Raw genomic sequence first — 26,354 nt, 5'->3', positions numbered from 1 at the left:
GGCGCCGGCCATGGCCGCCGGGTCTCGCAATTGCCGTGCCGGTTTGCAAGCGGCGTGGCCGGCGGCATCATGCCGGCATGACCGCCCCGGCCCTGAACCTGCTGACCGACATCCCCGGCCTCGCCGTCGGCCATGCCACCGACCTGCGGCTGGGCTCGGGCGTCACGGTGGTGCTGTTCGATACCCCGGTGGTCGCCGCCGTGCGAATCAGCGGCGGCGCCCCCGGCACGCGGGACACCGCCCTGCTCGACAGCGACGCCACGCTCGACCGGGTGGACGCCATCGTGCTCTCCGGCGGCTCCACCTTCGGGCTGGACGCGGGGGGCGGGGTGCAGGCCTGGCTGCGCGAGCAGGGGCGCGGCCAGGTTTTCGCCAGGATGCCCATTCCGCTGGCACCCCAGGCCATCCTGTTCGACCTGCTGAATGGCGGGGACAAGGATTGGGGCCGCTTCCCGCCCTATCGCGAGCTGGGCTACACGGCGGCGCGCGACGCGGCGCCGGGGGCCTTCGCGCTGGGCAGCGTCGGCGCCGGCACGGGCGCCACCACCGCCACGGTGAAGGGCGGGCTGGGCTCGGCCAGCGGCGTCACCGCCAGCGGGCACCGGGTCGCGGCCATCGTGGCGGTCAACGCGGTCGGCTCGCCGCTGGTGGGGGACGGGCCGCATTTCTGGGCCGCGCCCTTCGAGCAGGGGGCGGAATTCGGCGGTCTCGGCCTGCCGGCGCGCTTCATGCCGGCGGATCTCGCCCCCCGGCTGAAGGGCGGCGCGCCCAGCGCCACCACCATCGGCCTGGTCGTCACCGACGCGGCGCTGAGCAAGGCGCAGGCGAAGCGCCTCGCCATCATGGCCGATGACGGGCTGGCGCGCGCCGTGCTGCCGGCGCATGCCCCCAATGACGGCGACACGATTTTCGCCGCCGCCACGGGCGCGAAGCCGGGCGCCGACCTCACCGCGCTCGGCCATCTGGCGACGCAGGTGATGGCGCGGGCCATCGCGCGCGGCGTGCATGCCGCCACGGCGCTGCCCTGGGCGGGGGCGCAGCCCGCCTGGTCCGACCGTTTCGGCGGCTGATGGCCGGGGCCCAACCCGGCCCCCGCCCTCAGGCGCTCCGCCGCGCTAGGCGCCAGCCGGCGCCGTGCCCAGTCGGGCCAGCAGGGTGGCGGCGAGGCGGCGCTCCGCCTCCGTCACGCCGTGCAGGTCGCCATCCCGGAGATGCAGGGTCACGTCGGCGCCGAGGCGGCCCAGCGCATCCTCCGTCTCCAGCACGCGGGCGAGCGGGATCTGCCGGTCCTCCCTGCCGCCGGCGAGCAGCACCGGCAGGCCGGCCAGGCCGGGCTCCGGCGCCGGGTCGGGTGGCGCCGCGCCCATCAGCCCTCCGCTCAGCGCAATCACGGCGCCCAGTCGCGGGCGGCGCCGCACCACATATTCCAGCGAGACGCAGGCGCCCTGCGAGAAGCCCATCAGCGCCACACGCTCCGGGGGCAGGCCGGCCGCGGCGATCAGCCCATCCACCACGGAGAAGGCGGAGTCCAGATGCGCCGCATTCTCCGCCAGCGGGCGGACGAAGCGGGCGGGATACCAGCTGCGCCCCTCCGCCTGCGGCGCCAGCAGGGCGAGGTCCGGCTGGCCCAGCACCCGCGCGTGGCGCAGGATGGCGTATGGGTTGCCCGCCCGGCCGTGCAGCAGCACCACCGCCGCGCGGGCCCTGTGCAGCGGCGCCCCCTCCAGGGCGACGGGCAGGCCGGCATGCGCGCCGGTGCCGCGCGACAGCCAGCTCAAAGCGGCTTCAGCCCCCGCTCGATGGCGGCGCGCCGCGGCTCCAGGAAGGGCGGCAGGGCCAGGCGCTCGCCGAGCGATTCCTTCGGCTCGTCCGCGTCGAAGCCGGGGCCGTCGGTCGCGATCTCGTAGAGGATGCCGCCAGGCTCGCGGATGTAGAGGCTGCGGAAGTAGTAGCGGTCCACCGGGCCGCTGGAGGGCAGGCGGTAGCGGTCGAAGCGGTCCACCCAGGCGCCGTAATCGGCATCGGGGATGCGGAAGGCCACATGGTGCACGGCGCCGGCACCCTGGCGGGCGCGGGGCAGGTGCGGCTCCACCCGCATGTGCAGCTCGGCCGCCGGGCCGCCCTCGCCCATCGCGAAGACATGCACCGTCGCCGGGGCGGCGTCGTCCGACTGGTAGGTGCGGACGCGGCGCATGCCCATCACCTCCGTGGCGAACGCCTCGGAATGGGCGAGGTCGGCCACGCTCATGGTGATCGGGCCGAGGCCGCGGATCTGCATCGCCGTCGGCACCGGGCTGCGCGCCCAGGGGTGGGCAACGCCCGAGCCGCCATCATCGACCAGCGCCAGGCGCTGGCCCTCGAAATCCTCGAAATCGAGTTGCAGGCGGCCGTCGATCTCGCGCAGCGGGCCGGGGGTCACGCCGTTCCCCGCCAGGCGCTCCGCCCACCAGACCAGGGCCGCCTCGCCCGCCACCCGCAGCCCGGTGCGGGTGACGCTGGCGGCGCCGCGCCGCTCGCGCTCCACCGGCCAGTCGAAGAAGGTGAGGTCGGTGCCGGGGCTCGCCTCGCCATCGGCGTAGAACAGGTGGTAGGCGCTGGTGTCGTCCTGGTTCACCGTCTTCTTCACCAGACGCATGCCCATCGGGCCGGTGTAGAAGGCGTGGTTGCCCCGGGCATCGGCCGAGACGGCGGTCAGGTGATGGATACCGTGCAGTTGCATGGCGGGGGTTCCTTTCCGCTGTCACGGCTCACGGCCGGGGCGGTGGCCGGTATGGGGGCGGGGGTTGATGGTCGCTGCCAGGAGGCGCCCCGGGGAGGCGGGGGGAGAGCGCCTCCTGGCCTTCGCGCGTCAGCCGGCGCGGCCGCGCACCAGGGCGCCGGTCACCTCGGCCACATGGCGGCCCTGGAACTTCGCCATCTCCAGCTCCGCCTCGGAAGGCTGGCGGGAGCCGTCGCCATTGGCGATGGTGGAGGCGCCGTAGGGCGTGCCGCCATTGACCGTGCTGATGTCGGTCAGGCGCTTCTCGCTGTAGGGCAGGCCGACGATCGTCATGCCGAAATGCATCAGGTTGACGATGGTGGACATGATCGTCGTCTCCTGCCCGCCATGCTGGCTGGCGGTGGAGGTGAAGACGGCGCCGACCTTGCCCACCAGCTTGTCCTGGAACCACAGCCCGCCCGTCTGGTCGAGGAAGCTGGCCATCTGCGAGGCCATGCGGCCATAGCGGGTGGGGGTGCCGATGATGATGGCGTCGTACTCCGGCAGCTCCTGCACGGTCGCGACCGGTGCCGCCTGGTCGAGCTTGAAGTGGGCGGCCTTGGCCACCGCCTCCGGCGCCGTCTCCGGCACGCGCTTGACCACCACCTCGGCGCCGGGCACCTGCCGGGCGCCCTCGGCGATGGCGCCGGCCAGGGTCTCGATATGGCCGTAGGTGGAGTAGTACAGGACCAGGATCTTGCTCATCGGCGGGTGCTCCTCTGCGTTGGGCCCAAGGTGCGTTCGCACGGCCGGGGCAGCAACGGCTTGTATGGAAACGCTGCGTTCGCTATCCGCGAACGATGCGCCCTGATGTGGATGCCCTCGCCACCTTCGTGCAGGTGGTGGACAGTGGCTCGGTCACCGCCGCCGCCGCCCGGCTCGGCCTTGCCAAGTCGGTGGTCAGCAAGCGTGTCACGCAGCTTGAAGCGCAGCTGGCCACCCCTTTGTTGCACCGCGCCCCCCGCCATGTTTCCCCCACCGAGGCGGGCGCCCTGCTGGCCGAGCGCGCCCGCGCCCTGCTGGCGCAGCTCGACACCGTGGCCGACGACGTGATGGCGCAGTCCGGCGCGCTGCAGGGCCTGCTGCGGCTGGCGGCGCCGCTCAGCTTCGGCAGCCGGCATCTCGGGCCGCTGGTCGCCGCCTTCATGGCCGAGTATCCCCGCATCGAGGTCTCGCTCGACCTGGACGACCGGCATGTGGACCTGCTGGGCGGCGGCTACGACCTGGCGCTGCGCATCGGGCGGCTGGCCGATTCCGCGCTGCGGGCGCGGCGGCTTGGCCTCAGCCGGCGGGCGCTGTGCTGCAGCCCGGACTATGCGGCGCGGCACGGCCTGCCCGCCACGCTGGACGCGCTGCCGGGCCATTCCTGCCTCGGCTACGCCAACACCACGGCGGGGCATCTCTGGCGCTTCGCCCCCGCCGGGCAGCCGGAGGGCGAGCCGCGCTCGCTGGTGCTGCGCGGCCGCCTTACCGCCAACAGCGGCGAGGCGCTGCTGGATGCCGCCACGGCCGGCATCGGCCTGGTGGTGCTGCCCCGCTTCCTGCTGTGCGACGCGGTGCGGCAGGGCCGGCTGCTGCGGGTGGAGATTCCCGGCTGGGAGCCGGTGCCGGACGTGATCCAGCTCGTCTATCCGCCCACCCCGGCCCTGCCGCTGAAGACGCGCCGGCTGCTGGACTACCTGGCGGCGCGCATCCGCGAGCCCTTCGCCTGGGACATGCCTTTCCAGCCGGGCGCTTCCGCGGCAGGCTGCGGGGCAGGATGAGGAGACCCGAATGAGCGCCACCAGCCTCGTGCCCGATGCCGAAGTCGCCGCCGCCCAGGCCCGCTGCCGCGAGGCCGGCGTGGCGAATGGCGACGTGCTGACCCAGCCCATCGCGGCGGCGCGCGCCAGCACCCAGGCCTACCAGGCCTTCCTGAACGCCGGCGGGCCGCAGATGGCGCGGGTGGAGGAGGTGGTGCTGGACCACGCCACGCCGCCGCTGCGGCTGCGCCTCTACCACCCGCGCGGCGGCAGCGCGCCGCGCCCGGCCTATTTGCACATCCATGGCGGCGGCTTCGCCGTGGGCAGCCTGGACTCGCTCGACCGCTGGAAGCGCGAGATCGCCGACGAGGCGGACATGGTGGCGGTCGGGCTGGACTACGCCCTGGCGCCCGAGCACCCCTACCCCACCGCCATCCACCAGGTGCTGGCGGCGCTGCGCTGGCTGCGGGAGCATGGCGCGGCGCATGGCATCGACGGCGCGCGGCTGGCGGTGGGCGGCGACTCTGCCGGCGGCAACATGGCGCTGAACGCGCTGCTGCGGCTGCGCGATGCGGGCGAGCCGCTGCCGGCGCTCGGCGTCATCGTCTATGGCATGCTCTCGGCCCGCCACGGCACGCCTTCGCACCGCGACCGGGGCGATGGCCGGTTCGGCCTCTCCACGGAGAAGCTGGACTGGTTCTGGACGCAGTACCTGCCCGACCCCGCGCTGCGCGAGGATGCCGGCGCCGCGCCGCTGCTGGCCGATCTCCACGGCCTGCCCCGCCTGCTGCTGCAGGCCGCCGCGCTGGACCCGCTGCTGGACGACACGCTGGACCTCGGCAGGCGCCTGACGGAAGCCGGCGTGCCGCATGGCATGACGGTGTATGAGGGCGTGCCGCACGGCTTCATCGGCCAGACGGCGCTGCTGGGCAAGGCAAACGCTGCCCGCCGCGAGGTGGTGGCTGCGCTTCGCAAGGCCTTCCCCGCCCACTGACAGAAAAGAAGGGGGTGCGGGGGAACTCCTTCCCCCGCCGCTTTCTTCCTCAGGCCAGTGCCTGCGCCAGATCCTCGACAAGGTCCTGCGGATCCTCCAGCCCCACGGAGAGGCGGAAGGTCCCCTCCCCCGTCCAATCGCGATAGGCCTGCGCGGCCTCCCCTTCCAGCTTGAAGGAGGCGCGCAGCACGTCCTCCGCGGGGATGTGGAAGAGCAGGCTCTGCGTCTTGCCGAGCGAGACGGCGTAGGTCCAGACCTTCAGCCGCGCCGCGAGCTGCCGGGCGAGGTTCCTGTCATCCTCGGCGACGAAGCCGACCATGCCGGAGAAGTTGCGCATCTGCCGCCGCGCGAGCGCGTGGTGCGGGTGGCTGGCAAGCCCTGGCCAGTAGACGCGCCGGATGCGCGGATGGCCCTCCAGATACCCGGCCACCACGCGGGCATTGGCCTCGTGCAGCGCCATGCGGGCGGGCAGCGTCTCCAGCCCGCGCAGGATCAGCCAGGCGGCGAAGGGGCTGATGGCGCCGCCGAGATGGATCACCGCCTCCTTGCGCAGCCCCTCGATGCCCGTGGCGCGGCCGATGACGGCGCCGCCGAGTGCGTCGCCATGGCCGCAGGCGTATTTCGTCAGCGAATGCACCACCCAGTCCGCGCCCAGCGCCAGGGGCTGCGTGGCGATGGGCGTGGCCATGGTGGAATCGACCGAAAGCTCCGCCCCGCCCGCATGGGCGATCCCGGCCAGCGCCGCGATGTCGGCCAGCTTCAGGATGGGGTTGGCGGGGGTCTCGACATGCAGCAGCCGCGTCTCCGGCCGCATGGCGGCGGCGACGGCGGCGGGGTCCGACATGTCCACCGTGGTGACGGCCACGCCGTAGCGCGCCAGCGTCTCCTGCGCGAATTCGGCGACGCCGGCGTAGCAGACATCGCTCAGCAGCAGGTGGCTGCCGGGGGCGAGGCGGTGCAGCAGCAGCCCGGCGGCGGCGGCCATGCCGCTGGCGAAGGCGAGGGCCGCCTCACCGCCTTCCAGCGCCGCCAGCCGCTGCTCCAGCAGCGCCACGGTGGGGTTGCCCCAGCGCGTGTAGAACATCGGCGCCGCCGCGCCGAGGTCGTTGGCCGAGAAGCCGATGGCATCGGGGCCGGTGTGGAAGCTGGTGGCGGCGACCAGCGGCGGCGTGACCGGCGCGCCGATCTCCCGCGCGGGGGCGGCGGCGTGGATGGCCTGGGTGGCGGGTCGCATCATTCTCCCTCCCGTTTTCTGCGGGCGGGCGGCGAAGGCGCGGCCCGCGCCGCGTTCAGCTGCGCGACGGCTTGCTGCCGTGCGAGACATCCGGCGTGCCCCGGAACAGCGACATGTGCGTGTGCGTCGCCACCCAGGGCTCACCCACCGCCGCGCGGGCGAAGGAGATGGTGGCCCGCCCACGCCGGTCGAAGGGAGTGCCATCGGGCAGGTAGCCGGTGGAATCCCAGATGGCCAGCCCCACGGCGAAGAGGCGGTCCGGCGAGACCAGGCTCTTCGCCTCGTCCAGCCGCCAGGTGAATCCGTCGATGGTCGGCCACACCTTGCGCCACTGGTTGGCCTCGGCATGGTCGCGGCCATAGACGAAGTCGCTGAAGGTGCCGAAGGCCAGGAAGTCCTCGGCGAAGAGGTGGCGGGCGGCGGCGAAATCGACAGCCTGCACATGCTCGGAGAGTTCGCGGAACCAGTCCTGGACCTTCTGGTGGTCGCTGGCATCGACCGGGGCGGTGGCACGCACGCTCATGCTCGCATCCTCCTCTGGCGGAGCCGCAGCCTGCACCGGGAGCGGCGAAAGCTGAAGGGGCCGGGCTTCCTGCCCGGCCCGGCATGAGACGCCAGCGCGCCGGCGGCCAGGGTCAGGAGAGAGGCTGCAGGCGCGGCGTGCGCTGGGTGCCGCGCTCGCGTTCCAGCAGCAGGCGTGCGACGCGCGCCGCCTCGGCCGGGCTGCTGAAGCGGGCGCCGTCGAGATCGTCCACCTGCGGGTCGATGGCCTTGAAGTGCCAGCCATCATGGCCGGAGACGGCGACGCCGACGAAGCGGCCACTGATATCGACGGGACGGGAGGTGATCATGGCTGTTCTCCGCGCCGCGCGGCGGCGGCGCCCTGTGCGGTCCGGGAAAGGTGCGGGAGCGGCGGTGTTGCCGGGTTCAGCGACAACAGCGGCGCATTCGGCGCGCCACGGACCACTCGCCACAGGACCGGCGGGAGAACGGGAGGCGCTTTAGCGTTTGGTGTCGCGGTGCAAGCTGCATGGGTCAAATCCCCGCGGGGCGGCCGATCCGCCCGGTGACGGCACCAAATTCAACATATCAGAACGGTGCTTTCAAGATATTTCATCATTTGAATTCGGATGATTTTGCGGATTGCGGCCGCGCCCAAAGGAAGACCGCCGAGCCGCCCGCCCGACCGGTCGCCCTCCAATCGGCAGCCGCGGGTGGGCGATCGCCTGGCCGAGACCGGCCAAGGCATCACGGCAAGGCGGCACCTCCCCGCCTCGACGGAAAGAAATCGCCTTTGGGAACGTGAATTAGCGGCAGGGAATGCCGGGCCGTGGGGTGGGCGGACGGCCCGGCCCGCGGCGGCAGGGCGGGGGGCAACCCGCCGGCACGGGCCGGGGTTCTCCCCGCACAACCCCGAACCAGAGGAGGCCCGCATGGCCGAGCAGGACAAGCCGAAGAAGACGGATGACGCGCCGAAGATTGGCGAGATGACCAGCATGCTCACCGGCAACGAGACCAAGGATGCCGAGACCACCCGGCCCGGGCACGAGAACCATGGAGCCGGCGAAGTGGGGAACCTGCTGAAGAACCAGAAGGACAAGTGAGGAAACGGCCGGGGGAGCTCCTCCCCCGGCCTTCCGCGCCGCCAGACTTCACGCCGGTTGGGCGGCCCCTTCGGGCGTCTCTTCCCGCGTCTCGGGCATCGCCAGCCATACCAGCAGCACGCAGAGCAGGCCGATCACCCCCAGCATGGCGAAGGCCACGCCCGGGCTGATCCAGCTCGCCACGGCCCCCGCCAGGCTGGTGCTGATGGTGCCGCCGATCCCGACCGACAGGCCGAACAGCCCCATGCACAGGTTGAAGCGGTTGCTGCCCCGCGTCAGGTCGGCGGCAATCAGCGGCAGCATCACGTTCAGCGTCGCGGCGCTGATGCCGTCCAGCGCCTGCACGAAGATCAGCCCGACCGGCGCCTCCACCAGCGCCAGCAGCGCGCCGCGCAGCGGCAGCATGCTGAAGCCCACCATCAGCACCAGCCGCCGGCCGCGCGCCTCCGCCAGCCACCCCACCGAGGGCGAGATGGCCACGACCACGAGCTGCGGCACAACGATGGAGGCGGCGATGATCAGGCTCGCCTCCTCGCCGGACTGGCGCGTCACCGCCGTGCCGGCCAGCGGCAGCATGGCGGCGTTGGACAGGGTGAACAGCGCGCAGCAGGCGGCGAAGACCAGGATGCCGCGGTCCCGCAGCAGGTCCAGCAGGCCCCGCCCCTTCCTCTCCTGCTGCGCGTGCGCCGCCGCCACATTGGCGGCGAGGTCCGCGGGGCGGATGCTGAGCAGGCAGAGCAGGCTCGGCACGGCCAGCGCCGCCGTCAGCCAGAACACGGCGGCCGGCGAGAGATAGGTGCCCACCAGCCCCATCACGCCCGCGGCGATGGCGCCCCCCAGCGCGGCGAAGCGCGTGTTGCGCCCGAGCCGCTCCCCCAGCCTCGCCCGGCCCACCAGCGCCAGGCTGATGGCGGCGATGGAGGGCGTGAGCACGCAGCTGGCAAAGCCGTGCAGCACCTCAGAGAGCAGCACCGGCAGGGTGGAAGGCCAGGCCGCCAGCAGGACCGCCGCCGTGGCGATGGCCAGCAGCGCCAGGATGGCGGTGCGCCGCTTGTCGTACACGGCGTCGACCAGGGCGCCGGCCGGCACCTGGCTGATCATCGCCGTCATGGTGCCCAGGCTGAGGGCGAAGCCGATCTGCACCTCCGTCCAGGCCTGCGTCGTCAGATAGACGGCGACAAACGGGCCGAAGCCGGTCTGCACATCCGCGACGAAGAAGTTCAGCCAGTCGAGGCCGCGCCTGCTGCGTTCGGCAGCCATGCGCGCCTATTCCGCCTTGCCGGGGCTGGGCGGCGCGGCGGGTGGCGGCTCCTTCGCCGGGTCTTGGCCCGGGGCCGGCTCCGGGGGAGATTTTGGAACCGCCGCGTCCGGGGTGGACGGCGCAGCGGACCGTGCTGCGGGCGCCGGGGCGGGGGCCGGGGCCGGGGCGTCCGATGCGGGCCTAGCCGCAGGGGGTGCGGCCGGCTGCAAGGCCATCTGCACAGCCTCGCCCTCCTTGTACTCAGGAAAATTCTTCAGCTGGTCACGGCTCAGCGACAGCTGGATACCCTCCGGCGTGAAGCGCAGCACCGACCAGGACACGGCGATGCGCCGCCGCCCCACGCCGAGGAAGCCGCCATAATCCAGCACGGCGGCGCGGGGCTGGCCGGCCTCGTCCACCAGGACGTTCACCACCTGGCCGACCACGATGCCGGTCACGCCCTTCACATCCTGGCCGAGGACGCGGAAGGTGGTGCCCTTGGCGAGGGTTTCGCGCTCCGCCAGGGGCGTGGTGCCGGTTTCCGCTTCCTGCGCCAGGACGGGCACGGCCGGCAGCGACAGGGCGAGGGACAATACCAGGGCCGATGGCCAGGCGGGGCGACCGGCCGGGCAAGACTGAATGGACACGATACAGCGCTCCGGAAGCAAGGTCCCGGCCCCGAAGGACCAGGGGGGCGACCCAGCGCCCCCGCAAGCCATAACGGCGCCCGGGCGCGTCGGTTGACCCAACGGCCCAGCTTAGCGCGCCCCGCGCGACACGGGGCCAGGCCCTCGTGCCTCGCTCCCCGGACTCCCTCCCCGGACGGCCCGGGCTCAGCGCGCCAGGGCGCGCATCCACACCAGCACCGCCGCGGCGCCGGCATCGGGCGTGCCCAGCGCGCGCGCGCCCAGGTAGGAAGCGCGGCCGAGACGCGGCGTCATCTCCTGCGTGGCGCGCAGCCCGGCCTCGGCCGCCGCCAGCGCCGCCCCCCAGGCGGGGCCGAGGCCCTGGCCGGCGGATTGCTCGAAGGCCTCGGGCGCCGGCAGCAACCCGGCCAGCATGGTGCGGTCGCCGGCCCTGGCGCCGCCCAGCGCGCCGATGGCATCGGCCGCCGCGCGGAAGGCGCCGGCCCAGGCCGCGGCGTCGGGGCTGGCCTGCCCTTCCAGGGCACGCGCCGCCCGCAGCAGCGCGACCGCGTAGAACGGCCCGGAGCTGCCGGCGATGGCGCGGCGCAGCGCCTGCCCGGCCTCCGCCAGCATTTCGGCGGGGTTGGCGTGGGCGCCTTCCGGCAAGGCGCGGAGCGCCGCCGCGCTGCGCGCCATGCTGATGCCGAGGTCGCCATCGCCGGCGGCGCTGTCCAGCGCGGTCAGCTCCGGCTCCGCGGCCTCCAGCGCCGCCGCGACGCGGAGGAGGGCGGCACCGATCGCGGGGGCCAGCGGGCCGGGTTCTGGGGCCGGCTCGGCGGGCGCCGCCGGCGGGGCGGGCAGGATGTTGGGCGGCGCGACGCGGCCATCGCCCGTCCAGGCCGGCGCGGCGGCGGGGGCGTCGAGCAGCGCCAGCCGCGCATCGTCCACACGCATCACGGAGAGCGAGCAGCCCGGCATCTCGATGGCGGTGAGGTAGTTGCCGCACCAGGCGCGCTCCACCACCAGGCCGCGCGCGCGCAGCCCGGCCAGCGCGGCGCGGGCGACGATGGCCAGCTCCATCGGCGGCGTGCCGCCCAGCCCGTTGACCAGCAGCACGACCCGCGCCCCCGGCTCCGTGCCGAGATCGGCCAGGATGCGCCCGAGCAGCGTCTCCACCAGCGCGTCGGCCGGCTGCAGGGCCTCGCGGCTGACGCCTTGCTCGCCATGGATGCCGAGGCCCAGCTCCACCGCATCCTCCTCCAGCGCGAAGCCGGGGCGGCCGGCGGCGGGCACGGTGCAGGCGCCGAGCGCGACGCCCATCGAGCCCAGCGCCGCCGAGGCCGCGCGCGCCTGCGCCGCCACCTCCTCCAGCTTCAGGCCGCGCGCGGCGGCGGCGCCGGCGATCTTGTGCACCAGCACCGTGCCGGCAATGCCGCGCCGCCGCTCCGGCGGCACCGTGTCGCGCAGCGCCACGTCGTCGGCCACCACGACGATCTCGGCGGGAATGCCCTCGGCGCGCGCCAGCTCGGCGGCGAGGCCGAAATTCAGCCGGTCGCCCGTGTAGTTCTTCACCACCAGCAGCGCGCCCGCCGGCCCGGCGACGGCGCGGATGGCGGCCAGCGCCCAGCCGGTGCTGGGCGAGGTGAAGACATCGCCGGCGACCGCCGCATCCAGCAGACCGGCGCCGACATAGCCGGCATGGGCCGGCTCATGCCCCGCGCCGCCCCCCGAGAGCACCGCGACGGGCCGTGCCTCCGGCGCGGCGCGCGCCGCGCGCACCACCACGTCGGCCTCGGCCAGCAGCGCCTGATCCGGGCAGAGCGCGACCAGCCCCTCCAGCATTTCCCGCACCACGCGGCGCGGGTCGTTGATCAGTTTCTTCATCTCGCGGCCCTCCTTCCAATCGTGCGGGAGGTTGGGCGGCGCGGACACCGCCATCAAGACGGTTTCTTTCAATGACAGGCACATTGAGGACTTCACGCCGGGCGCGGCCTGTGCTTTGGGTGGGGCCTTCCGCGAAAGGGCAGCGAATGTCGAAGAAGTTTCTGGCCGATGCCATCCAGAATTCGATCGAGATCACCGGCGTGGGCGCGAACGCCCTGGCCGGCGACATCATCGAGGCGATCAAGGGCGAGATCGTGAAGAATGGCCGCTTCACGATTCCTGACTTTGGCGCCTTTATCGTGCGTGAGACGCCGAAGCGCACCGCGATGAATCCCCGCACCGGCGAGAAGGTCGCGGTGAAGGCTGGCGCCACGGTGCGCTTCAAGCCTTCTCCCGCGCTGCGCGATGCCGCCTTCGCGGCGATGAAGAAGAGCAAGCGCAAGGCCGCCAAGGCCTGATCCGAGGCCCCGCCCGCCCGGCGCGGCGGGCGGGGCTTATTCCCGGCCCAGGAAGTCGAGCAGCGGCCGGCCGCCTTCCTCGATATCCTGCACCACCGCGGCGCGCACCATCGCCGCATCCTGCCGCCGCAGCCCTTCCAGCGCCTCCAGATGCCCGTGCCGCGGCCGGTTCTGCGGGCCGCCCGCATAGAGATGGCTGAGCAGCGGGCCACACTGCATCCACAGGATCTCGACGAGACCCAGCAGCACCGGCATGCCGGCGAGCCGGCACAGGCCGAAATGGAACTGCTCATTGCAGTGCAGCGCCGTGGGGAAGTCGCCACGCGCCTCGGCCTCCAGCAGCCTGCCATGGATCGCCGCCAGCGCCCCGATCGCCTCCGGGGTGGCGCGCGCGGCGGCCGCGGCGCCGGCCTGGCCCTCGAGATCGCAGCGCAGCGCGCGGATCTCCAGGAAACGCTCGCGGCCGATGCTCGGCACCACCACCGTGCCGCGCTCGTCCATCTGCAGCGCCTGCTCGGAGACCAACCGCAGCAGGGCCTCCCGCACCGGCGTGGCGCTGATGCCGAGCCGTGCCGCCAGCGGCCGCAGCAGCAGCTTCTCCCCCGGCCGCAGGCGGCTGAGCATCAGGGCCGCGCGCACCTCCTGGTAGGCGCGCTCGCTCAGGCTGTCGCGCGGGATGCGGCGGAAAGGGCCGTCGGCGGCAGGGTCGATGGCGGCAGGCCGGCTCGGCAACGTGTTCACGATTGACATGCCCCGCGTAACGTCCTCAGTGTTATATCAAATGACGCATAACAAGCGTCGTGACCAGGGAAGGAAGAAGTCCATGGACACCGCCGCGCACGCCCGGCCGGGCGTGGATCGGGCCGTCACCTTGCGGCCGGCCTCCGCCGGCCGCCGCCACGGCTCCCGCGCCACCTCCTCGCGCCCCTGACGCCATGCTCGCGCTCCGCAAGACCCGTGCCGCACCCGGGCTGGAAGCGCAGGAGGTACCACCCCCCGCCGCGCCGGGGCCGGGCGAGATCGGCATCCGCGTCGCCGCCGCCGGCATCTGCGGCAGCGACATCCATGCCTATGAATGGACACCGGGCTACGAGTTCATGGCGCCCCACATGCCCTTCACGCTGGGGCATGAATTCGCCGGCCATGTGACGGCGGTGGGAGCGGGTGTGGAAGGCTTCGCCCCTGGCGACGCGGTAACCGCCTGGCCCACCATCGGCTGCGGCCAGTGCCGCGCCTGCCGCGAGGGGCGCAACCAGGACTGCCAGGCGCGCCGCATCCTCGGCCTGCACTGCGATGGCGGCTTCGCGGCGCATGTGGTGGCCCCCGCCTCCCACTGCTTCCGCCTGCCCGACGGGGTCGATGCCGAGATGGGCGCGCTGTGCGAGCCCCTCAGCATCGCCGACAACGCGGTGGAGGTGGCGGAGATCAGCCCCGGCGACGCCGTGCTGGTGCTGGGCCCGGGGCCGATCGGCCTCGGCATCGCCTGGATGGCGCAGCAGCGCGGCGCGCGGGTGCTGCTCGCCGGCTTCGACGACACGCTGCGGCTCGACTGCGCGCGCCGCATGGGCATCGGCCACACGGCCGACCTGGCAGGCACGAGCCTGGCCGCCGCGGTGCAGGCCTGCTTCGGCGAGAAGGTGGACCGCGTGATCGAGGCCACCGGCGTCACCGCCTCGATCACCGAGGGGCTGTCGGTGCTGCGCTCGAGCGGCGTGCTGGTGATCACCGGCATCCATTCGCGCTCCCTGGAACTGCCGGTGACGACCATGGTGCGCAACAAGCACCAGCTCCGCGCCGCGCATGACACAAGCTGGGCCGCCTGGCCGCGCGTGCTGGCGCTGCTGGCCGATCCCGCGCACCGCGCGCAGCTGGCGCAGATGATCACGCACCGGCTGCCGCTGCGCGAAGGGCCGCGCGGCTTCGAGATGGCCCGACGCAAGGACGCCGTGAAGATCCTGCTGCGGCCCGGCGACGGCTGAGCCGCGCCGGCGGGCGCAACGACTGGGGAGGGAAACAAGAATGTTCAGGACGACACGCAGAGTGGCGCTCGGCCTTCTGGCCGGGCTCGGCATCGGCCTCGGGGCCGGCGCGGCGCAGGCGGAGATCCGCCTTGGCGCGCTTTACCCCTTCAGCGGTGAACTGGCCGTGCTCGGCGACGAGAGCTGGCGCGGGCTGGAGCTGGCGGTGGAGGAGCGCAACGCCGCCGGCGGCATCAAGGGCGAGAAGATCACCCTGGTGCGCGGCGACGCGGTGGACAACAACCAGGCCGTGGCCGAGGCCCGCCGGCTGATCTCGGTGGCCCAGGTGAAGGCCATCTTCGGCACCTACTCCTCCGCCCGCAGCCAGGTGGCGAGCCAGGTGGCCGAACTGGCGCGCATCCCCTATTTCGAGATGGGCGCGGTCTCCGATTCCATCACCGAGCGCAAGTTCCGCTACCTGTTCCGCACCAACCCCACCGCGCGGAACATGGCGGAGCGCTCGATCGAGATGGTGGTGAACTCCGTGGCCCCCGCCTTCTCGGTGGAGCCGAAGGCGCTGCGGATCGCCATCATCCACGAGGACAGCCTCTACGGCACCACGGTGGGCCGCTTCCAGGCGAGCTACGCGAAGGAGCGCGGCCTCACCATCGTCGAGACCCTGCCCTATCCCGCCAACATCGTCGACATGTCCTCGCTGATCCTGCGGTTGCAGGCGGCGAAGGCCGATGTGGTGCTGCAGACCTCCTACCAGAACGACACCGTGCTGTTCTTCCGCCAGGCGCGCGAAGCCAATTTCAGGCCGCGCGCCATCATCGGCGGCGGCGGCGGCTATTCGCTGCGCGAGACGATGCAGGCGGTGGGGCCGGAGGTGATGGACGGCGTGCTGAACGTCGACTTCACCCAGTACGCCATCAACCCGAAGGCGGCGCCGGGCATCGAGGATTTCGTCGCCGCCTACCGCGCCAAGTACGGCATGGAGCCGCGCTCGGGCCACAGCCTCGGCAACTATGTGGGCGCCAAGGTCTTCCTCGACGCCATCGCCGCGGCGAAGTCCCTCGCGGCGGACGACATCCGCGCCGCGGTCGCGGCGGTGGACGTGCCGGACGGCACCACGCCGGAAGGCTGGGGCGTGAAGTTCGGCCCCGACGGGCAGAACGAGCGCGCCAAGATGATGGGGCTGCAATGGCAGGATGGCCGCCTCGTCACCGTCTATCCGCCCGAGGCGGCGGTGTCCGAGCTGCGCCTGCGCCGCTGACGCCAAAGCCGCCGGCGCCGGAACCGCGGGCGCCCGGCGGCGCCCGCGAAACGCACGGCCCGAGGGCACGGCAAGAGGAGCGTCCATGGAAACCTTCGTGCAGCTCGTCCTCAACGGGCTGATGCTGGGCGGGCTGTTCGCCATCATCAGCGTCGGCCTCACGCTGATCTTCGGCATCATCCGCCTGGTCAACTTCGCGCATGGCGAGCTGCTGATGGTCGGCATGTACCTGACCTGGCTGGGCACCTCCCAGCTTGGCCTGCACCCCTACGTGCTGGCGCCGCCGCTGGTGCTGGTGCTGTTCGTCATCGGCGTGCTGATCCAGCGCTTCATCCTGCAGCCGCTGCTGGATGCGCGCGACGCGCATGTGCAGATCTTCGCGACCGTCGGCCTCTCCACCGCGCTGATCAACCTGGCGCTGCTGGTCTTCGGCGCCGATCTCTACGCCACCCCTTCGAGCGGCGTGCGGGACTCCCTCACCTTCGGCCCCTTCCGCATCCTGATCGGCCAGCTGGTGATGTTCGTCTGCGGCATCGTCGTGGTCGGCGCGCTGCACCTGTTCATGGAGCGCACCTATCTCGGCCGCGCCATCCGCGCCACGGCGCAGCACCGCGCCGCCGCACAGCTGATGGGCGTGGACGTCAAGCGCATCTACATCATCACCTTCGGCATCGGCGCCGCCTGCGTCGGGCTGGCGGCGGCGCTGGTGGCGCCGATCTACCCGGCCTCCCCCACCGTCGGCACCTATTTCGTGCTCACCGCCTTCGTCGTGGTGGTGCTGGGCGGCATGGGCAGCCTGCACGGCGCCTTCATCGGCGCGCTGCTGATCGGCCTCGTGGACAGCCTCAGCGCCTTCTACATCGCCCCCGACCTGAAGGAGGTGGTGATCTTCGGACTGTTCATCCTGATCCTGCTGTTCCGGCCGACCGGCCTGTTCGGCCTGGGCCGCGGCTCGGAATGAGGAGACCCGCATGAGCGACCTCGCCCTCCCCGCCGCCCGCGCGCCCCGCCGGCCTGACCGGGGCCTGGTGGCGGCCCTGGCGCTGCTGCCTCTGATCTTCCTCGTGCCGCTGCTGATCGGCGACGATTTCGTCTTCCACGTCTTCATCACCATCTGCCTCTACGGCGCGCTGGCCACGGCCTGGAACATCGTCGGCGGCTTCGCCGGGCAGCTCTCGCTCGGCCACGCCATCTTCTACGGCATCGGCGCCTACACGGCGGGGCTGCTGGTGCCGCTCGGCGTCTCGCCCTGGCTCGGCATGCTGGGGGGTGCCGCCATCTCGGCCATGGTGGGGGTCGCCATCGGCCTGCCCTGCTTCCGGCTGCGCGGGCCGTTCTTCGCGCTGGCCACCATCGCCTTCCTGCAGGTCATCCGGCTGCTGGCGCTGCACTTCACCGGCCTTACCGGCGGCGCGGTGGGGCTGATGGTGCCGCTGCAGACCGGCTGGGAATGGATGATCTTCTTCGAGCGCTGGCCCTCGCTGCTGATCGCCTTCGGCCTGCTGCTGCTGACGCTGGGCGTCACCGCCTGGCTCCGCCACGCGCGCTTCGGCTACTACCTCGTCGCCACGCGCGAGCGGGAGCCGGCGGCGGCGGCGGCGGGGGTCGATACGCTGCGGGTGCGGCTCTACGCCGTGGCGCTCTCGGCGGCGCTGACCTCGATGGTCGGCACCTTCCACGGCATGTACCTCACCTTCATCGAGCCGGAGGCGATGTTCTCGCTGGCCTTCTCCGTGCAGATCGCGATGTTCGCGCTGATCGGCGGCATCGGCACCGTCATGGGCCCGCTGCTCGGCACCCTGCTGGTGGTGCCGCTGACGGAACTGGCGCGCGGCTGGCTCGGCGCCTCCGCGCTCGGGCTGCACGGCTTCGTCTACGGCACGGTGCTGGTGCTGATCGTGCTGTTCGTGCCGGACGGGCTGGTGGGCCTGTTCCGGCGCGCGCCCAAGGGCAGCGCCGACGCGGCGGAACCCGCCGCGCCCGCCACGGTGCCGGCCACCGCGCGGGAGGACATCCGCCGCGAGATCAGCGAGCCCATCCTGGTGGCCGAGCACCTGCACAAGCATTTCGGCGGGCTGGCGGTGACGCAGGATGTCAGCCTCTCCCTGCGGCAGGGCGAGGTGCTCGGCATCATCGGCCCCAACGGCGCCGGCAAGACCACGCTGTTCAACCAGCTCTCGGGCTTCCTGGCGCCGGAGAGCGGCATCGTGCGCATCCGCGTCGAGGGCGAGGGCTTCATCCGCCCGGCCACGCCGCATGCCTTCGCCCGCGCCGGCGTCGGCCGCACCTTCCAGATCGTGCAGCCCTTCGCGGCGATGACGGTGCTGGAGAACATCATGATCGGCGCCTTCCACCACCATCCCGGCCGCGCCGCGGCGCGCGAGAAGGCGCTGGAGACGGCGCACCGCATGGGCCTCTGGGCGCAGCGCGACGTGGAAGCGCGCTCCCTCACCATCGGCGGGCTGAAGCGGCTGGAGATCGCCCGCGTCATGGCGATGGAGCCGCGCATCCTGCTGCTCGACGAGGTGATGGCCGGCCTCAACCAGACCGATGTGCAGCGCGCCATCCGCCTCGTCGAATCGATCCGCGACAGCGGCGTCAGCATCATCGCCATCGAGCATGTGATGCAGGCGATCATGGCGCTGTCGGACCGCGTGGTGGTGCTGAACTCGGGCCGCGTCATCGCCGAGGGGCGGCCGCAGGAGGTGGTGCGCGACCCGGTCGTCGTCGAGGCCTATCTGGGAGAGGATTTCGTCCATGCTCACTCTGCATGAGGTGCGGGCCGGCTATGGCCGCACCACCATCCTGCACGGCATCGACGTCACCGTGGGCGCGGGCGAGGTCGTCACCATCGTCGGTGCCAACGGCGCGGGCAAGACGACCACGCTGCGCACCATCGCCGGGCTGGTGCGCCCCACCGCGGGCCGCATCACCTTCGAGGGGGAGGAGATCGGCCGCCTCACGCCGCACGAGGTGGTGGCGCGCGGCATCACGCTGATCCCCGAGGGGCGCCAGCTCTTTCCCTTCATGACGGTGCGCGACAATCTGCGGATGGGCGCCTACACGCCGCATGCGCGCGGCCGCATGGCGCAGACGATGGACGAGGTGATGGATCTCTTCCCCCGTGTGCGGGAGAAGCTGGAGCAGCATGCGGGCTCCCTCTCGGGCGGCGAGCAGCAGATGGTGGCGATCGCACGCGGGCTGATGGCGCGACCGAAGCTGCTGATGTTCGACGAGCCCTCGCTCGGCCTCGCGCCGATCATCGTGAAACAGGTGTTCGACGTGGTGGAGCGCATCGTGGCCACCGGCGTCACCGTGCTGCTGGTGGAGCAGAACGTGTTCCGCACCCTCAGCCTCGCCGACCGCGGCTACGTGCTGGAGAATGGCGAGATCGTCATGACCGACACCGGGGCCGCCCTGCTGCGCGACGACCATGTGCGCCGCGCCTATCTCGGCATCTGAGGAGCAGGGCATGGACCAGGATCTTGCCAGCCGGCCGAGCCATGCGGGCTGCCGCGTGCTGGTCACGGGCGCCGGCCAGGGCATCGGCGGCGCCATCGCCGAGGCCTTCGCGCGGCGCGGCGCCCGGGTCGGTGTGCTCGATGCCGATGCGGCGCGCGCCGGGGCGATGGCGCGGCGCATCCGCGCCGCCGGCGGCATCGCCGCCCCCGCCTGCGCCGATGTCGCCGACTATGCCGCGCTCGGCGCCGCCGTCGCCGCGCTGGAGGAATCGCTCGGCGGGCATTTCGACACGCTGGTGAACAATGCCGGCATCTCGCCCAAGCACGAGGGCCGCGCCCACGCGGTGTGGGAGATGGCGCCGGAGGAGTGGCAGCGCGTCGTCGGCGTCAACCTCAATGGCTGCTTCAACGCCATCCGCCTGCTCACCCCGGCGATGCGCGCGGCGCGGCGCGGCTGCATCCTCAACATGTCCTCGGTCGCGGGGCGCACCTATTCCGTGGTGGTGGGCGCGCACTACGCCGCGACCAAGGCGGCGCTGATCGGCCTCACCAAGCACCTCGCGGGCGAGCTGGGGCCGGACGGCATCCGCGTCAACGCCATCGCGCCCGGGCGGATCGACACGCCGCTGATCCGCACGGTGGGCGAGGCGGTGAATGCGGGCCAGGTGGCGGCCACGCCGCTGCGCCGCCTCGGCCGGCCGGAGGAGGTGGCCGACCTTGCGCTCTACCTCGCCTCGGAGGAGGCTTCCTTCGTCACCGGCCAGGTCGTGGACGTGGCCGGCGGCATGATGATGACCTGAGGGATAGGCGCGTGGACGAGGTTGCGGACTACATCATCGTCGGCGGCGGTTCCGCCGGATGCGTGCTGGCGGCACGGCTTTCGGAGGACCCCTCGGTCCGCGTGCTGCTGCTGGAGGCGGGGCCGGAGGACCGGGACATCTGGATCCATGTGCCGGCCGGCTATGCCCGCCTCTTCGCCAGCGGCCGCTACGACTGCAAGTTCGCGACCGAGCCGGAGGCGGAGCTGAACGGCCGCAGCATCAACTGGCCGCGCGGCCGCGTGCTGGGCGGCTCCGGCTCGGTCAACGGGCTGGTCTTCCTGCGCGGCTCACCGCACGATTTCGACCGCTGGGCGCAGGCGGGCGCACGCGGCTGGTCCTATGAGGACGTGCTCCCCTATTTTCGCCGCATGGAGGACTGGCAGGGGCCGCCCGGCGAGACGCGCGGCCAGGGCGGGCCGCTGCCGGTCAGCCAGGTGCGGCGGCTCTCCCAGGGCGCGGCCGCCTTCATCGAGGCCTGCGCCGCGCTCGGCCTGCCGCGCAACGCCGACATGAATGACGGCCCGCTCGACGGCGTCATGCCGATCCAGATGAACGTGCGCGGCGGCCGGCGGATGAGCACCGCGCGCGCCTTCCTGCAGCCCGCGCGCGGCCGGCCCAACCTGCGCGTGCTGACCGGCATCGAGGTGCGGCGCGTGCTGCTGCGCGAGGGCCGCGCCATCGGCGTCGCGGCGCGGCGCGAGGGAGAGGCCGGCGAGGTGGAATTCCACGCGGCGCGCGAGGTGGTGCTCTCCGCCGGCGCCATCGCCACGCCGAAGCTGCTGATGCTCTCCGGCATCGGCGATGGCGCGGCGCTCGGCGCCTTCGGCATCGAGACGCGGGTGCACAGCGCGGGCGTGGGCAAGAACCTCCAGGACCACCTGATCGCCCGCCTCGCCTTCCGCACCCGCCCGGCCGGCACGGTGAACGAGATCATGGCCAACCCGCTGCGCCTGGGCTGGACGGCGCTGGGCTACGCGCTGCGGCGCAGCGGCCCGCTGGCGGTGGGCGCCACGGAGGCCACCGCCTTCGCCCGCGTGACACCGGGCGCCGAGGAGGCGGAGGTGCAGTACCAGTTCATCAACTTCAGCCTCGCCGGCACGGGCTACGTGCTGCCGAAGACGCCGGGGATGATGATCAATTTCGGCCAGTGCCGCCCCGACAGCCGCGGCGAAATCCGGCTGCGCAGCCCGGCGCCGGAGGACAAGCCGCTCATCCTCGCCAACTATCTCACCGCGCCGGGCGACCAGCGGGTGATGCTGGAGGCGGCAAGGCTTGGCCGCCGCATCGGCCGCACCGCGCCCTTCGCCGGGCTGGTGGAGGAGGAGATCGCGCCGCCCCGGGGCCAGGATGACGAGGAGACGCTGCTGGCGCATATCCGCGCCGCCGGAACCACCGTCTACCACCCCTGCGGCACCTGCCGGATGGGGAGCGACGACGCCGCCGTGCTCGACCCGCAGCTCCGGCTGCGTGGCATCGAGGGGCTGCGGGTGGCCGATGCCTCGGTGATGCCGCTGGTGCCCTCCACCAACATCCAGCCCGCCGTCATCATGGTGGCGGAGCGGGCGGCGGCGCTGATCCGGACCGGCAGGTAGGGGTGCTCCCCCGCCGGCTCAGCCCTGCAGCAGCTCGGCCACGCAATGCGCCAGGTCGGCACGGCGGAAGGGCTTGCGCAGCACGGGGTAGCCCTCGGGCACGCGGGCGGGGTCGGCATAGCCGGTCAGCAGCAGGATCGGCAGGGCGGGGCGCAGGCTGCGGGCATTCCGGGTCAGCTCCACCCCGCTCATGCGCGGCATCACCAGGTCGGAGACCATCAGCCCGATGCCGGGGTTGTCGCGCAGGCTGCGCAGGGCGGCCTCGCCATCCGGCACCTCCACCACCCGGTGGCCGAGATCGGCGAGGAAGGTGGCGGTGACGCGGCGCACCGCCGGGTCGTCATCCACCACCAGCACCGTCACGGGGTGCGCGGCGGGTTGCGGCACGCCATCCTGGCTGGCCTGCGCCTCGGCCGGCCGCAGCGCCCGCGGCAGGAACAGCTCCACCGTGGTGCCCTCGCCCGGCACGCTGGTGATGACGGTGGTGCCGCCGGACTGGCGCGTCAGCCCATAGACCATCGAGAGGCCAAGCCCCGTCCCCTTCCCCACTTCCTTGGTGGTGAAGAACGGCTCGAAGGCCTGCGCCATCACCTCCGGCGGCATGCCGCTGCCGGTGTCGGAGACGGCGATGGCGACATAGTCGCCGCCGGCGAGGTCGCCGACCTCCTCCTCCCCCACCGATACGTTGCGGGTGCGGAGCGTGATGCTGCCGCCCTCCGGCATGGCGTCGCGGCTGTTGATGCAGAGGTTCAGCAGAGCCAGGCCGAACTGCTCGGGGTCCACCATGGCGGGCCACAGCGCATCGGCGAGCTGCCGGTGCAGGGTGATGGCATCGCCCAGGCTGCGCAGCAGCAGGTCCTCCACATCGGTCACCAGCCGGTTCACGTCCGAGGCGCGCAGCTGCAGGTCGCGCTTGCGGCTGAAGCTCAGCAGGCGCTGCGTCAGGGTGGAGCCGCGCTCGGCCGCCAGGATGGCGTTCTTCACCAGCCTCTCCTGCCGCGGCTGCGCCATGCCGCTGTGCAGCAGCAGCTCCAGGCTGCCCAGGATCGCGGTCAGCAGGTTGTTGAAGTCGTGCGCGATGCCTCCGGCCATGGTGCCGAGCGCCTGCATCTTCTCGGCCTGGTGCAGCCGCTCCTCCAGGGCCCGCTGCTCGGTCATGTCGTGCTCGACCGTGGCCAGGTGCGTCGGCTGCCCGTCGCGGCCGAGGATCGGGATGCGGCTGATCCGCACCCAGCGCGGCGGCGCGCCGGCTTCCTGCCGCTGCTCCACCACCTCCACGGGGCGGCGCCGGGCCATCGCCTCCGCATCCGCCCGGCGCAGCGCCGCGGCGGCGGCGGGGCGGTCCAGCATCGCCGCTTCCTCGTGGTGCAGGCATGCCTCCAGCGGGCGGGCGAGCGCGGCCGCCTTGGCCGCGTTCAGGCGCACGAAACGGCCCTGCGCATCCTTGAAGCTGAGAGCGTCGGCGGAGGATTCCAGCAGGCCCTGCAGCAGCGCCTGCTCCGTCTCCAGGCTGCGGCCGAGGCGGAAGCGCTCGGCGGCGTTGCGCACCATGCTCAGCAGCGCCGCCGGCTCCCACGGCTTCGGCGCGTATCCGGCGATGCGGCCATGGTTCAGCGCATTGATCACCGCCTCGAGGTCGGCATAGCCGGTCAGCAGCAGCGCCTCGGCCTGGCTGACCTGCCGCGCGCGCCCGAGAAAGGCGTCGCCCGTCATCTCCGGCATGCGCTGGTCGGAGATGATGACATGCACATCCGGCTCCGCCGCCAGGATCTCCAGCCCGTGCGGCCCGGAGGGGGCGGTCAGCACGCGGAACTCGTCCTCGAACAGGTCGGCCAGGGCGACGAGGATCTCCGGCTCGTCATCGACAAGCAGCAGGGTGGCGGGGGTGTCCAGATGCATCGCTTGCACGCTCAGCGCCCTGCTTTCATCGGCACGCTGACCGTGAAGGTCGCGCCGCCCGACGGTTCGTTCTCGACCGAGATGCTGCCATCATGCGCCTGGATGACGTTGTAGGCGATGGCCAGCCCCAGCCCCGTGCCGGACCCCACCGGCTTGGTGGTGAAGAAGGGCTCGAAGATTCGCTCGCGCAGCGCGTCCGGCACACCCGGGCCGCTGTCGGTCACGGCTATACGATACATCTTCTCGTCGTTCGAGGTGGCGATGCGAATATGGCCACGCTCGGGGATGGCATCGGCGGCGTTGCTGACGATGTTCATCACCACCTGGTTCAGCAGGGCGGGCGAGCAGCGCAGCTCCGGCACCGCCCCGTAATGGCGCTCCACGGCGATGCGGTCGCCGAGCTTGTGCGCCAGCAGCGCCAGCACCGTGTCCAGCGCATCCGGCACGTTGACGCGCTGGAAGGCGTCGTCCTGGCGGGAGAACTTGCGCAGCTTCAGCACCAGGTCCTGGATCCGCCCCAGCCCCAGCGCCATGGAGCGGGAGCGGTCGCGGCAGCGGGCGACCAGCGGATGCGCCGCCGAATCCTCGCCCAGCCCGGCTTGGATCTGCCCCAGCAGCCGGTCCACCGTCCCCTGGTGCGCGATGATGAAGGCCAGCGGGTTGTTGATCTCGTGCGCGATGCCGGCCACCAGCTCGCCCAGCGAGGCCATCTTGGCGGCCTGCACCAGCTTGGTCTGGGTCTCGCGCAGCTGGCGGTTGGCGTCCTCCAGCTCGCCATTGGCGCGGGCCAGCGCCTCGGCCAGGGCGGCCTTGGCCTGGGCGGCGGCGGCCTCGGCCTGGGCACGCTCCATGGCCAGCTCCCGGTCGCGCAGCTCGGCGGCGCTGCGCCGGTCCTCGTCCTGCAGCAGCTTCCGGCGCAGCGCGGCGCGGATGCGCACGCTCATCACCTTGGCCTCGGCCATGGCCGGGATCAGGTCGTCCGCCCCCGCCTCGAAGACATGCGCCAGGGTCTCGCGCTCGGCCGGGTTGTCGCTGCCGAGCGCGACGATCTGGAAGCCCGCCCCGTCCCCCGCATTGCCGGAGGCGGCGGCGCGCAGCGCGTTCAGCCGGGCGCAGAGGGTGACGCCGTCGAAGCTGTTGCTGAAGGCGTTCAGCACCACGCAATCCCAGCTCTGCGGTGCCGCGGCCGCCGCCTCCAGCGCCGCCTCGGCATTGGCCACGGCCTCCACCATGTAGCCGTCGCGGCTCAGCAATCCGGCAAGGTAGGTGCGGTAGGTGACGCTGTCGTCCACCAGCAGCATCCGCGCCCGGCGAAACGCCGCCACGCCCTGCCCGCTCCCCGCCGGCCCGGCGACGGCGCGGCGGCGCAGCAGCGCCTTGATGCGCAGCAGCAGCAGGTCCTGGTCGGCCGATTTCGGCACATAGGCATCGGCGCCGCTTTCCAGGCCCTGGCGCTCCAGGTCGCCCTCGCGCGCCTCGGTCAGCATCAGCACGGGAATGGCACGGGTGCGGCTGTTCAGCCGGATCTGCCGGGCCAGCTCGTCGCCATTCATGCCGGGCAGGTGGTAATCGGCGATCACCAGGGCGGGCAGCGCCTCGTTCAGCGCCTCCAGCGCCAGCTCCGCCGTGGCGGTGCGGCACACGGCGAAGCCCTGGCTTTCCAGCAGCCGGCGCATCTGCAGGGCCTGGGTCTCGGAATCCTCGACCAGCAGGATGGGCGTGCCGGGAGGAACGGGCTGGGCGGGCATCAGAGCGATGCCCGGGCGAGCTGCTGCAGGCGGGGGCCGATCAGCGGCAGCGGCAGGCTGATGCTGGAGCCGCCCATCCGCACCGCCGCCGCCGGCATGCCATAGACCACGGCCGTGCTCTCATGCTCGGTGATGGTGAAGGCGCCCTCCTGGCGCATGTGCACCAGCCCCGCCGCGCCATCCTCCCCCATGCCGGTGAGCAGCACGCCGAGGCCGCGCGGCCCCAGCGTCTCAGCCATGGAACGGAACAGCAGCGTCGCCGCCGGGCGCTGGCTGGCCACCGGCCGGTCCTTCGTCACGCGCAGGTAGCCCTGCGGCGCCAGCATCAGGTGGCAGTCGCCGGGCGCGACGTAGACATGGCCCGGGCGCGGCGTCTCGCCATCCCGCGCCAGGGCCACCGGCAGCGGCACCACCCCGCCCAGCCACTTGGCGAAGCCCTCCATGAAGGCGGCCCCCATGTGCTGCACCAGCAGCACGGGCAGCGGGAAATCGGCGCTCAGCGCACCAAGCACCTGGGCCAGGGCCGGCGGGCCGCCGGTGGAGGCGGCGATGCCGAGCAGCGCCGCCGGCTGCCGCGCCGCCGGCTCCGCGCGCGGCGCGGCGGGCGGGGCGGCGCGGAAGCCCGCCATCATCCGCCGCCGGATCACCGGCACCTCGCTCATGATGTAGAGCTGCGTGCAGATCGTCTCCGACACCCGCTCATGCCCGCCGGTCTCCATGCCGACCGGCTTCTCCACCACCGAGAGCGCGCCGGCACGCAGCGCGTTCATCGAGATGCGCAGCGAGCTGTCCTCCACGCTGTCGGCGATGACGACGATGGGGGTGGGCTGCTCCGCCATGATCCGCCGCGTCGCCTCCAGCCCGTCCATGCCGGGCAGGCGGATATCCATGGAGATCACGTCGGGCCGGACGCGCGGCAGCTCCTGCAGAGCCTCCTCGGCCGAGGCGACGGCGGCGACAACGGTCAGGCGCGGGTCGCGCGAGATGATGTGGTTGAGGAGCCGGCGCACCACCAGCGAATCCTCGACGATCATGACGCGCACAGGCTGGGAGGACATG

Annotated in this window: 25 protein-coding genes; 12 read left to right on the top strand and 13 right to left on the bottom strand. The window is 72.7% G+C overall.

Annotated elements, in window-relative coordinates:
• Positions 1–77: 77 nt before the first annotated feature.
• Positions 78–1,070: a P1 family peptidase gene (locus ACFOY6_RS03580; RefSeq protein ID WP_379648994.1), complete on the top strand. Its 993-nt coding sequence runs from the start codon at positions 78–80 to the stop codon at positions 1,068–1,070.
• Between the two features lie 45 nt (positions 1,071–1,115).
• Here ACFOY6_RS03580 and ACFOY6_RS03575 read toward each other — a convergent pair whose 3' ends face one another.
• The 3 genes from ACFOY6_RS03575 to wrbA form a co-directional block, all read right to left on the bottom strand.
• Positions 1,116–1,778 carry an alpha/beta hydrolase gene (locus tag ACFOY6_RS03575; protein WP_109517257.1) on the bottom strand — a complete coding sequence of 221 codons (663 nt, stop codon included), beginning with the start codon at positions 1,776–1,778 and terminating at the stop codon, positions 1,116–1,118.
• Positions 1,775–2,719, bottom strand: a complete 945-nt coding sequence (locus tag ACFOY6_RS03570) for a ring-cleaving dioxygenase (RefSeq protein WP_379648992.1) — start codon at positions 2,717–2,719, stop codon at positions 1,775–1,777. The genes ACFOY6_RS03575 and ACFOY6_RS03570 overlap by 4 nt, the downstream gene beginning before the upstream one ends.
• 129 nt (positions 2,720–2,848) lie before the next feature.
• Entirely contained in the window at positions 2,849–3,463 is a 615-nt protein-coding gene (gene wrbA, locus ACFOY6_RS03565) for an NAD(P)H:quinone oxidoreductase (protein ID WP_379640747.1), read from the bottom strand.
• A gap of 95 nt (positions 3,464–3,558) precedes the next feature.
• Between wrbA and ACFOY6_RS03560 the strand changes: the two genes are divergently transcribed.
• Entirely contained in the window at positions 3,559–4,521 is a 963-nt protein-coding gene (locus ACFOY6_RS03560; RefSeq protein ID WP_379648990.1) for a LysR family transcriptional regulator, read from the top strand.
• A gap of 10 nt (positions 4,522–4,531) precedes the next feature.
• Positions 4,532–5,494, top strand: coding sequence for an alpha/beta hydrolase (locus ACFOY6_RS03555; RefSeq protein WP_379648988.1), 963 nt, complete (start codon positions 4,532–4,534; stop codon positions 5,492–5,494).
• Between the two features lie 49 nt (positions 5,495–5,543).
• Here ACFOY6_RS03555 and ACFOY6_RS03550 read toward each other — a convergent pair whose 3' ends face one another.
• The 3 genes from ACFOY6_RS03550 to ACFOY6_RS03540 all read right to left on the bottom strand — a co-directional run bounded on the left by ACFOY6_RS03550 (position 5,544) and on the right by ACFOY6_RS03540 (position 7,579).
• Positions 5,544–6,731, bottom strand: coding sequence for a trans-sulfuration enzyme family protein (locus ACFOY6_RS03550; protein WP_379648986.1), 1,188 nt, complete (start codon positions 6,729–6,731; stop codon positions 5,544–5,546).
• Positions 6,732–6,783: 52 nt separating this feature from the next.
• On the bottom strand, positions 6,784–7,251 hold the full coding sequence (locus ACFOY6_RS03545) for a YybH family protein (protein ID WP_379641422.1): 468 nt from the start codon (positions 7,249–7,251) through the stop codon (positions 6,784–6,786).
• Between the two features lie 112 nt (positions 7,252–7,363).
• Positions 7,364–7,579: a hypothetical protein gene (locus ACFOY6_RS03540; protein WP_379640744.1), complete on the bottom strand. Its 216-nt coding sequence runs from the start codon at positions 7,577–7,579 to the stop codon at positions 7,364–7,366.
• Positions 7,580–8,161: 582 nt separating this feature from the next.
• Here ACFOY6_RS03540 and ACFOY6_RS03535 point away from each other — a divergent pair.
• Positions 8,162–8,332, top strand: coding sequence for a hypothetical protein (locus ACFOY6_RS03535; protein WP_181378132.1), 171 nt, complete (start codon positions 8,162–8,164; stop codon positions 8,330–8,332).
• 48 nt (positions 8,333–8,380) lie between these two features.
• On the opposite strand, the gene ACFOY6_RS03530 is transcribed toward ACFOY6_RS03535, so the two are convergent.
• The 3 genes from ACFOY6_RS03530 to ACFOY6_RS03520 all read right to left on the bottom strand — a co-directional run bounded on the left by ACFOY6_RS03530 (position 8,381) and on the right by ACFOY6_RS03520 (position 12,082).
• Positions 8,381–9,592: an MFS transporter gene (locus tag ACFOY6_RS03530; RefSeq protein WP_109517250.1), complete on the bottom strand. Its 1,212-nt coding sequence runs from the start codon at positions 9,590–9,592 to the stop codon at positions 8,381–8,383.
• Positions 9,593–9,598: 6 nt separating this feature from the next.
• Positions 9,599–10,219, bottom strand: coding sequence for a PRC-barrel domain-containing protein (locus ACFOY6_RS03525; RefSeq protein WP_379648984.1), 621 nt, complete (start codon positions 10,217–10,219; stop codon positions 9,599–9,601).
• Positions 10,220–10,405: 186 nt separating this feature from the next.
• Positions 10,406–12,082, bottom strand: coding sequence for a dihydroxyacetone kinase family protein (locus ACFOY6_RS03520; protein ID WP_379648982.1), 1,677 nt, complete (start codon positions 12,080–12,082; stop codon positions 10,406–10,408).
• A 146-nt stretch (positions 12,083–12,228) separates the two neighbouring features.
• Here ACFOY6_RS03520 and ACFOY6_RS03515 point away from each other — a divergent pair, with 146 nt between their 5' ends.
• Positions 12,229–12,540 carry an HU family DNA-binding protein gene (locus ACFOY6_RS03515; protein WP_109517248.1) on the top strand — a complete coding sequence of 104 codons (312 nt, stop codon included), beginning with the start codon at positions 12,229–12,231 and terminating at the stop codon, positions 12,538–12,540.
• Between the two features lie 36 nt (positions 12,541–12,576).
• Here ACFOY6_RS03515 and ACFOY6_RS03510 read toward each other — a convergent pair whose 3' ends face one another.
• Complete coding sequence (locus ACFOY6_RS03510; RefSeq protein WP_379648980.1) at positions 12,577–13,290, bottom strand: GntR family transcriptional regulator; 714 nt, start codon at positions 13,288–13,290, stop codon at positions 12,577–12,579.
• 185 nt (positions 13,291–13,475) lie between these two features.
• On the opposite strand from ACFOY6_RS03510, the gene ACFOY6_RS03505 reads away from it, so the two are divergent.
• The 7 genes from ACFOY6_RS03505 (at position 13,476) to ACFOY6_RS03475 (ending at position 21,648) form a co-directional block, all read left to right on the top strand.
• The gene (locus tag ACFOY6_RS03505) at positions 13,476–14,519 is read left to right on the top strand and encodes a zinc-dependent alcohol dehydrogenase (RefSeq protein ID WP_379648978.1); all 1,044 of its coding nucleotides are present in this window, start codon (positions 13,476–13,478) and stop codon (positions 14,517–14,519) included.
• Positions 14,520–14,580: 61 nt separating this feature from the next.
• Positions 14,581–15,774: an ABC transporter substrate-binding protein gene (locus tag ACFOY6_RS03500; RefSeq protein ID WP_379640738.1), complete on the top strand. Its 1,194-nt coding sequence runs from the start codon at positions 14,581–14,583 to the stop codon at positions 15,772–15,774.
• An 85-nt stretch (positions 15,775–15,859) separates the two neighbouring features.
• Positions 15,860–16,735 carry a branched-chain amino acid ABC transporter permease gene (locus ACFOY6_RS03495; RefSeq protein WP_109517244.1) on the top strand — a complete coding sequence of 292 codons (876 nt, stop codon included), beginning with the start codon at positions 15,860–15,862 and terminating at the stop codon, positions 16,733–16,735.
• Positions 16,736–16,745: 10 nt separating this feature from the next.
• The gene (locus ACFOY6_RS03490) at positions 16,746–18,548 is read left to right on the top strand and encodes a branched-chain amino acid ABC transporter ATP-binding protein/permease (protein WP_379648975.1); all 1,803 of its coding nucleotides are present in this window, start codon (positions 16,746–16,748) and stop codon (positions 18,546–18,548) included.
• Positions 18,532–19,236 (top strand): ABC transporter ATP-binding protein, encoded by a 705-nt coding sequence (locus tag ACFOY6_RS03485; RefSeq protein WP_109517242.1) that lies wholly within the window; start codon positions 18,532–18,534, stop codon positions 19,234–19,236. The genes ACFOY6_RS03490 and ACFOY6_RS03485 overlap by 17 nt, the downstream gene beginning before the upstream one ends.
• 10 nt (positions 19,237–19,246) lie before the next feature.
• The gene (gene fabG, locus ACFOY6_RS03480) at positions 19,247–20,035 is read left to right on the top strand and encodes a 3-oxoacyl-ACP reductase FabG (RefSeq protein ID WP_379648973.1); all 789 of its coding nucleotides are present in this window, start codon (positions 19,247–19,249) and stop codon (positions 20,033–20,035) included.
• Between the two features lie 11 nt (positions 20,036–20,046).
• Positions 20,047–21,648, top strand: coding sequence for a GMC family oxidoreductase (locus ACFOY6_RS03475; protein WP_379648971.1), 1,602 nt, complete (start codon positions 20,047–20,049; stop codon positions 21,646–21,648).
• A gap of 18 nt (positions 21,649–21,666) precedes the next feature.
• Here the strand turns inward: ACFOY6_RS03475 and ACFOY6_RS03470 are convergent, their stop codons facing one another.
• Genes ACFOY6_RS03470 through cheB form a run of 3 tightly spaced genes read right to left on the bottom strand, consistent with a single transcriptional unit; the run spans position 21,667 to position 26,353 of the window.
• Positions 21,667–23,547, bottom strand: a complete 1,881-nt coding sequence (locus ACFOY6_RS03470) for a response regulator (RefSeq protein WP_379649080.1) — start codon at positions 23,545–23,547, stop codon at positions 21,667–21,669.
• A gap of 11 nt (positions 23,548–23,558) precedes the next feature.
• The gene (locus ACFOY6_RS03465; protein ID WP_109517238.1) at positions 23,559–25,295 is read right to left on the bottom strand and encodes a response regulator; all 1,737 of its coding nucleotides are present in this window, start codon (positions 25,293–25,295) and stop codon (positions 23,559–23,561) included.
• The gene (cheB, locus tag ACFOY6_RS03460) at positions 25,295–26,353 is read right to left on the bottom strand and encodes a chemotaxis-specific protein-glutamate methyltransferase CheB (RefSeq protein ID WP_379648968.1); all 1,059 of its coding nucleotides are present in this window, start codon (positions 26,351–26,353) and stop codon (positions 25,295–25,297) included. The genes ACFOY6_RS03465 and cheB overlap by 1 nt, the downstream gene beginning before the upstream one ends.
• Between the last annotated feature and the right edge of the window lies 1 nt (position 26,354).

The sequence above is a fragment of the Teichococcus aestuarii genome (assembly GCF_042651065.1).
Lineage (GTDB): Bacteria > Pseudomonadota > Alphaproteobacteria > Acetobacterales > Acetobacteraceae > Pseudoroseomonas > Pseudoroseomonas aestuarii.
The sequence above is the reverse complement of the archived record's forward strand: the minus strand, read 5'-3'. Positions and strand labels throughout refer to the sequence as shown.

Bases quoted from the DNA above. Each gene is read 5' to 3' on its own strand.
- ACFOY6_RS03530 (WP_109517250.1), bottom strand. From the start codon at position 9,592: ATGGCTGCCGAACGCAGCAGGCGCGGCCTCGACTGGCTGAACTTCTTC.
- ACFOY6_RS03485 (WP_109517242.1), top strand. From the start codon at position 18,532: ATGCTCACTCTGCATGAGGTGCGGGCCGGCTATGGCCGCACCACCATC.
- ACFOY6_RS03495 (WP_109517244.1), top strand. From the start codon at position 15,860: ATGGAAACCTTCGTGCAGCTCGTCCTCAACGGGCTGATGCTGGGCGGG.
- ACFOY6_RS03540 (WP_379640744.1), bottom strand. From the start codon at position 7,579: ATGATCACCTCCCGTCCCGTCGATATCAGTGGCCGCTTCGTCGGCGTC.
- ACFOY6_RS03465 (WP_109517238.1), bottom strand. From the start codon at position 25,295: ATGCCCGCCCAGCCCGTTCCTCCCGGCACGCCCATCCTGCTGGTCGAG.
- fabG (WP_379648973.1), top strand. From the start codon at position 19,247: ATGGACCAGGATCTTGCCAGCCGGCCGAGCCATGCGGGCTGCCGCGTG.
- ACFOY6_RS03535 (WP_181378132.1), top strand. From the start codon at position 8,162: ATGGCCGAGCAGGACAAGCCGAAGAAGACGGATGACGCGCCGAAGATT.
- ACFOY6_RS03515 (WP_109517248.1), top strand. From the start codon at position 12,229: ATGTCGAAGAAGTTTCTGGCCGATGCCATCCAGAATTCGATCGAGATC.
- ACFOY6_RS03505 (WP_379648978.1), top strand. From the start codon at position 13,476: ATGCTCGCGCTCCGCAAGACCCGTGCCGCACCCGGGCTGGAAGCGCAG.
- ACFOY6_RS03520 (WP_379648982.1), bottom strand. From the start codon at position 12,082: ATGAAGAAACTGATCAACGACCCGCGCCGCGTGGTGCGGGAAATGCTG.
- ACFOY6_RS03550 (WP_379648986.1), bottom strand. From the start codon at position 6,731: ATGATGCGACCCGCCACCCAGGCCATCCACGCCGCCGCCCCCGCGCGG.
- ACFOY6_RS03470 (WP_379649080.1), bottom strand. From the start codon at position 23,547: ATGCATCTGGACACCCCCGCCACCCTGCTGCTTGTCGATGACGAGCCG.
- ACFOY6_RS03555 (WP_379648988.1), top strand. From the start codon at position 4,532: ATGAGCGCCACCAGCCTCGTGCCCGATGCCGAAGTCGCCGCCGCCCAG.
- cheB (WP_379648968.1), bottom strand. From the start codon at position 26,353: ATGTCCTCCCAGCCTGTGCGCGTCATGATCGTCGAGGATTCGCTGGTG.
- ACFOY6_RS03560 (WP_379648990.1), top strand. From the start codon at position 3,559: ATGCGCCCTGATGTGGATGCCCTCGCCACCTTCGTGCAGGTGGTGGAC.
- ACFOY6_RS03510 (WP_379648980.1), bottom strand. From the start codon at position 13,290: ATGTCAATCGTGAACACGTTGCCGAGCCGGCCTGCCGCCATCGACCCT.
- ACFOY6_RS03570 (WP_379648992.1), bottom strand. From the start codon at position 2,719: ATGCAACTGCACGGTATCCATCACCTGACCGCCGTCTCGGCCGATGCC.
- ACFOY6_RS03545 (WP_379641422.1), bottom strand. From the start codon at position 7,251: ATGAGCGTGCGTGCCACCGCCCCGGTCGATGCCAGCGACCACCAGAAG.
- ACFOY6_RS03490 (WP_379648975.1), top strand. From the start codon at position 16,746: ATGAGCGACCTCGCCCTCCCCGCCGCCCGCGCGCCCCGCCGGCCTGAC.
- wrbA (WP_379640747.1), bottom strand. From the start codon at position 3,463: ATGAGCAAGATCCTGGTCCTGTACTACTCCACCTACGGCCATATCGAG.
- ACFOY6_RS03580 (WP_379648994.1), top strand. From the start codon at position 78: ATGACCGCCCCGGCCCTGAACCTGCTGACCGACATCCCCGGCCTCGCC.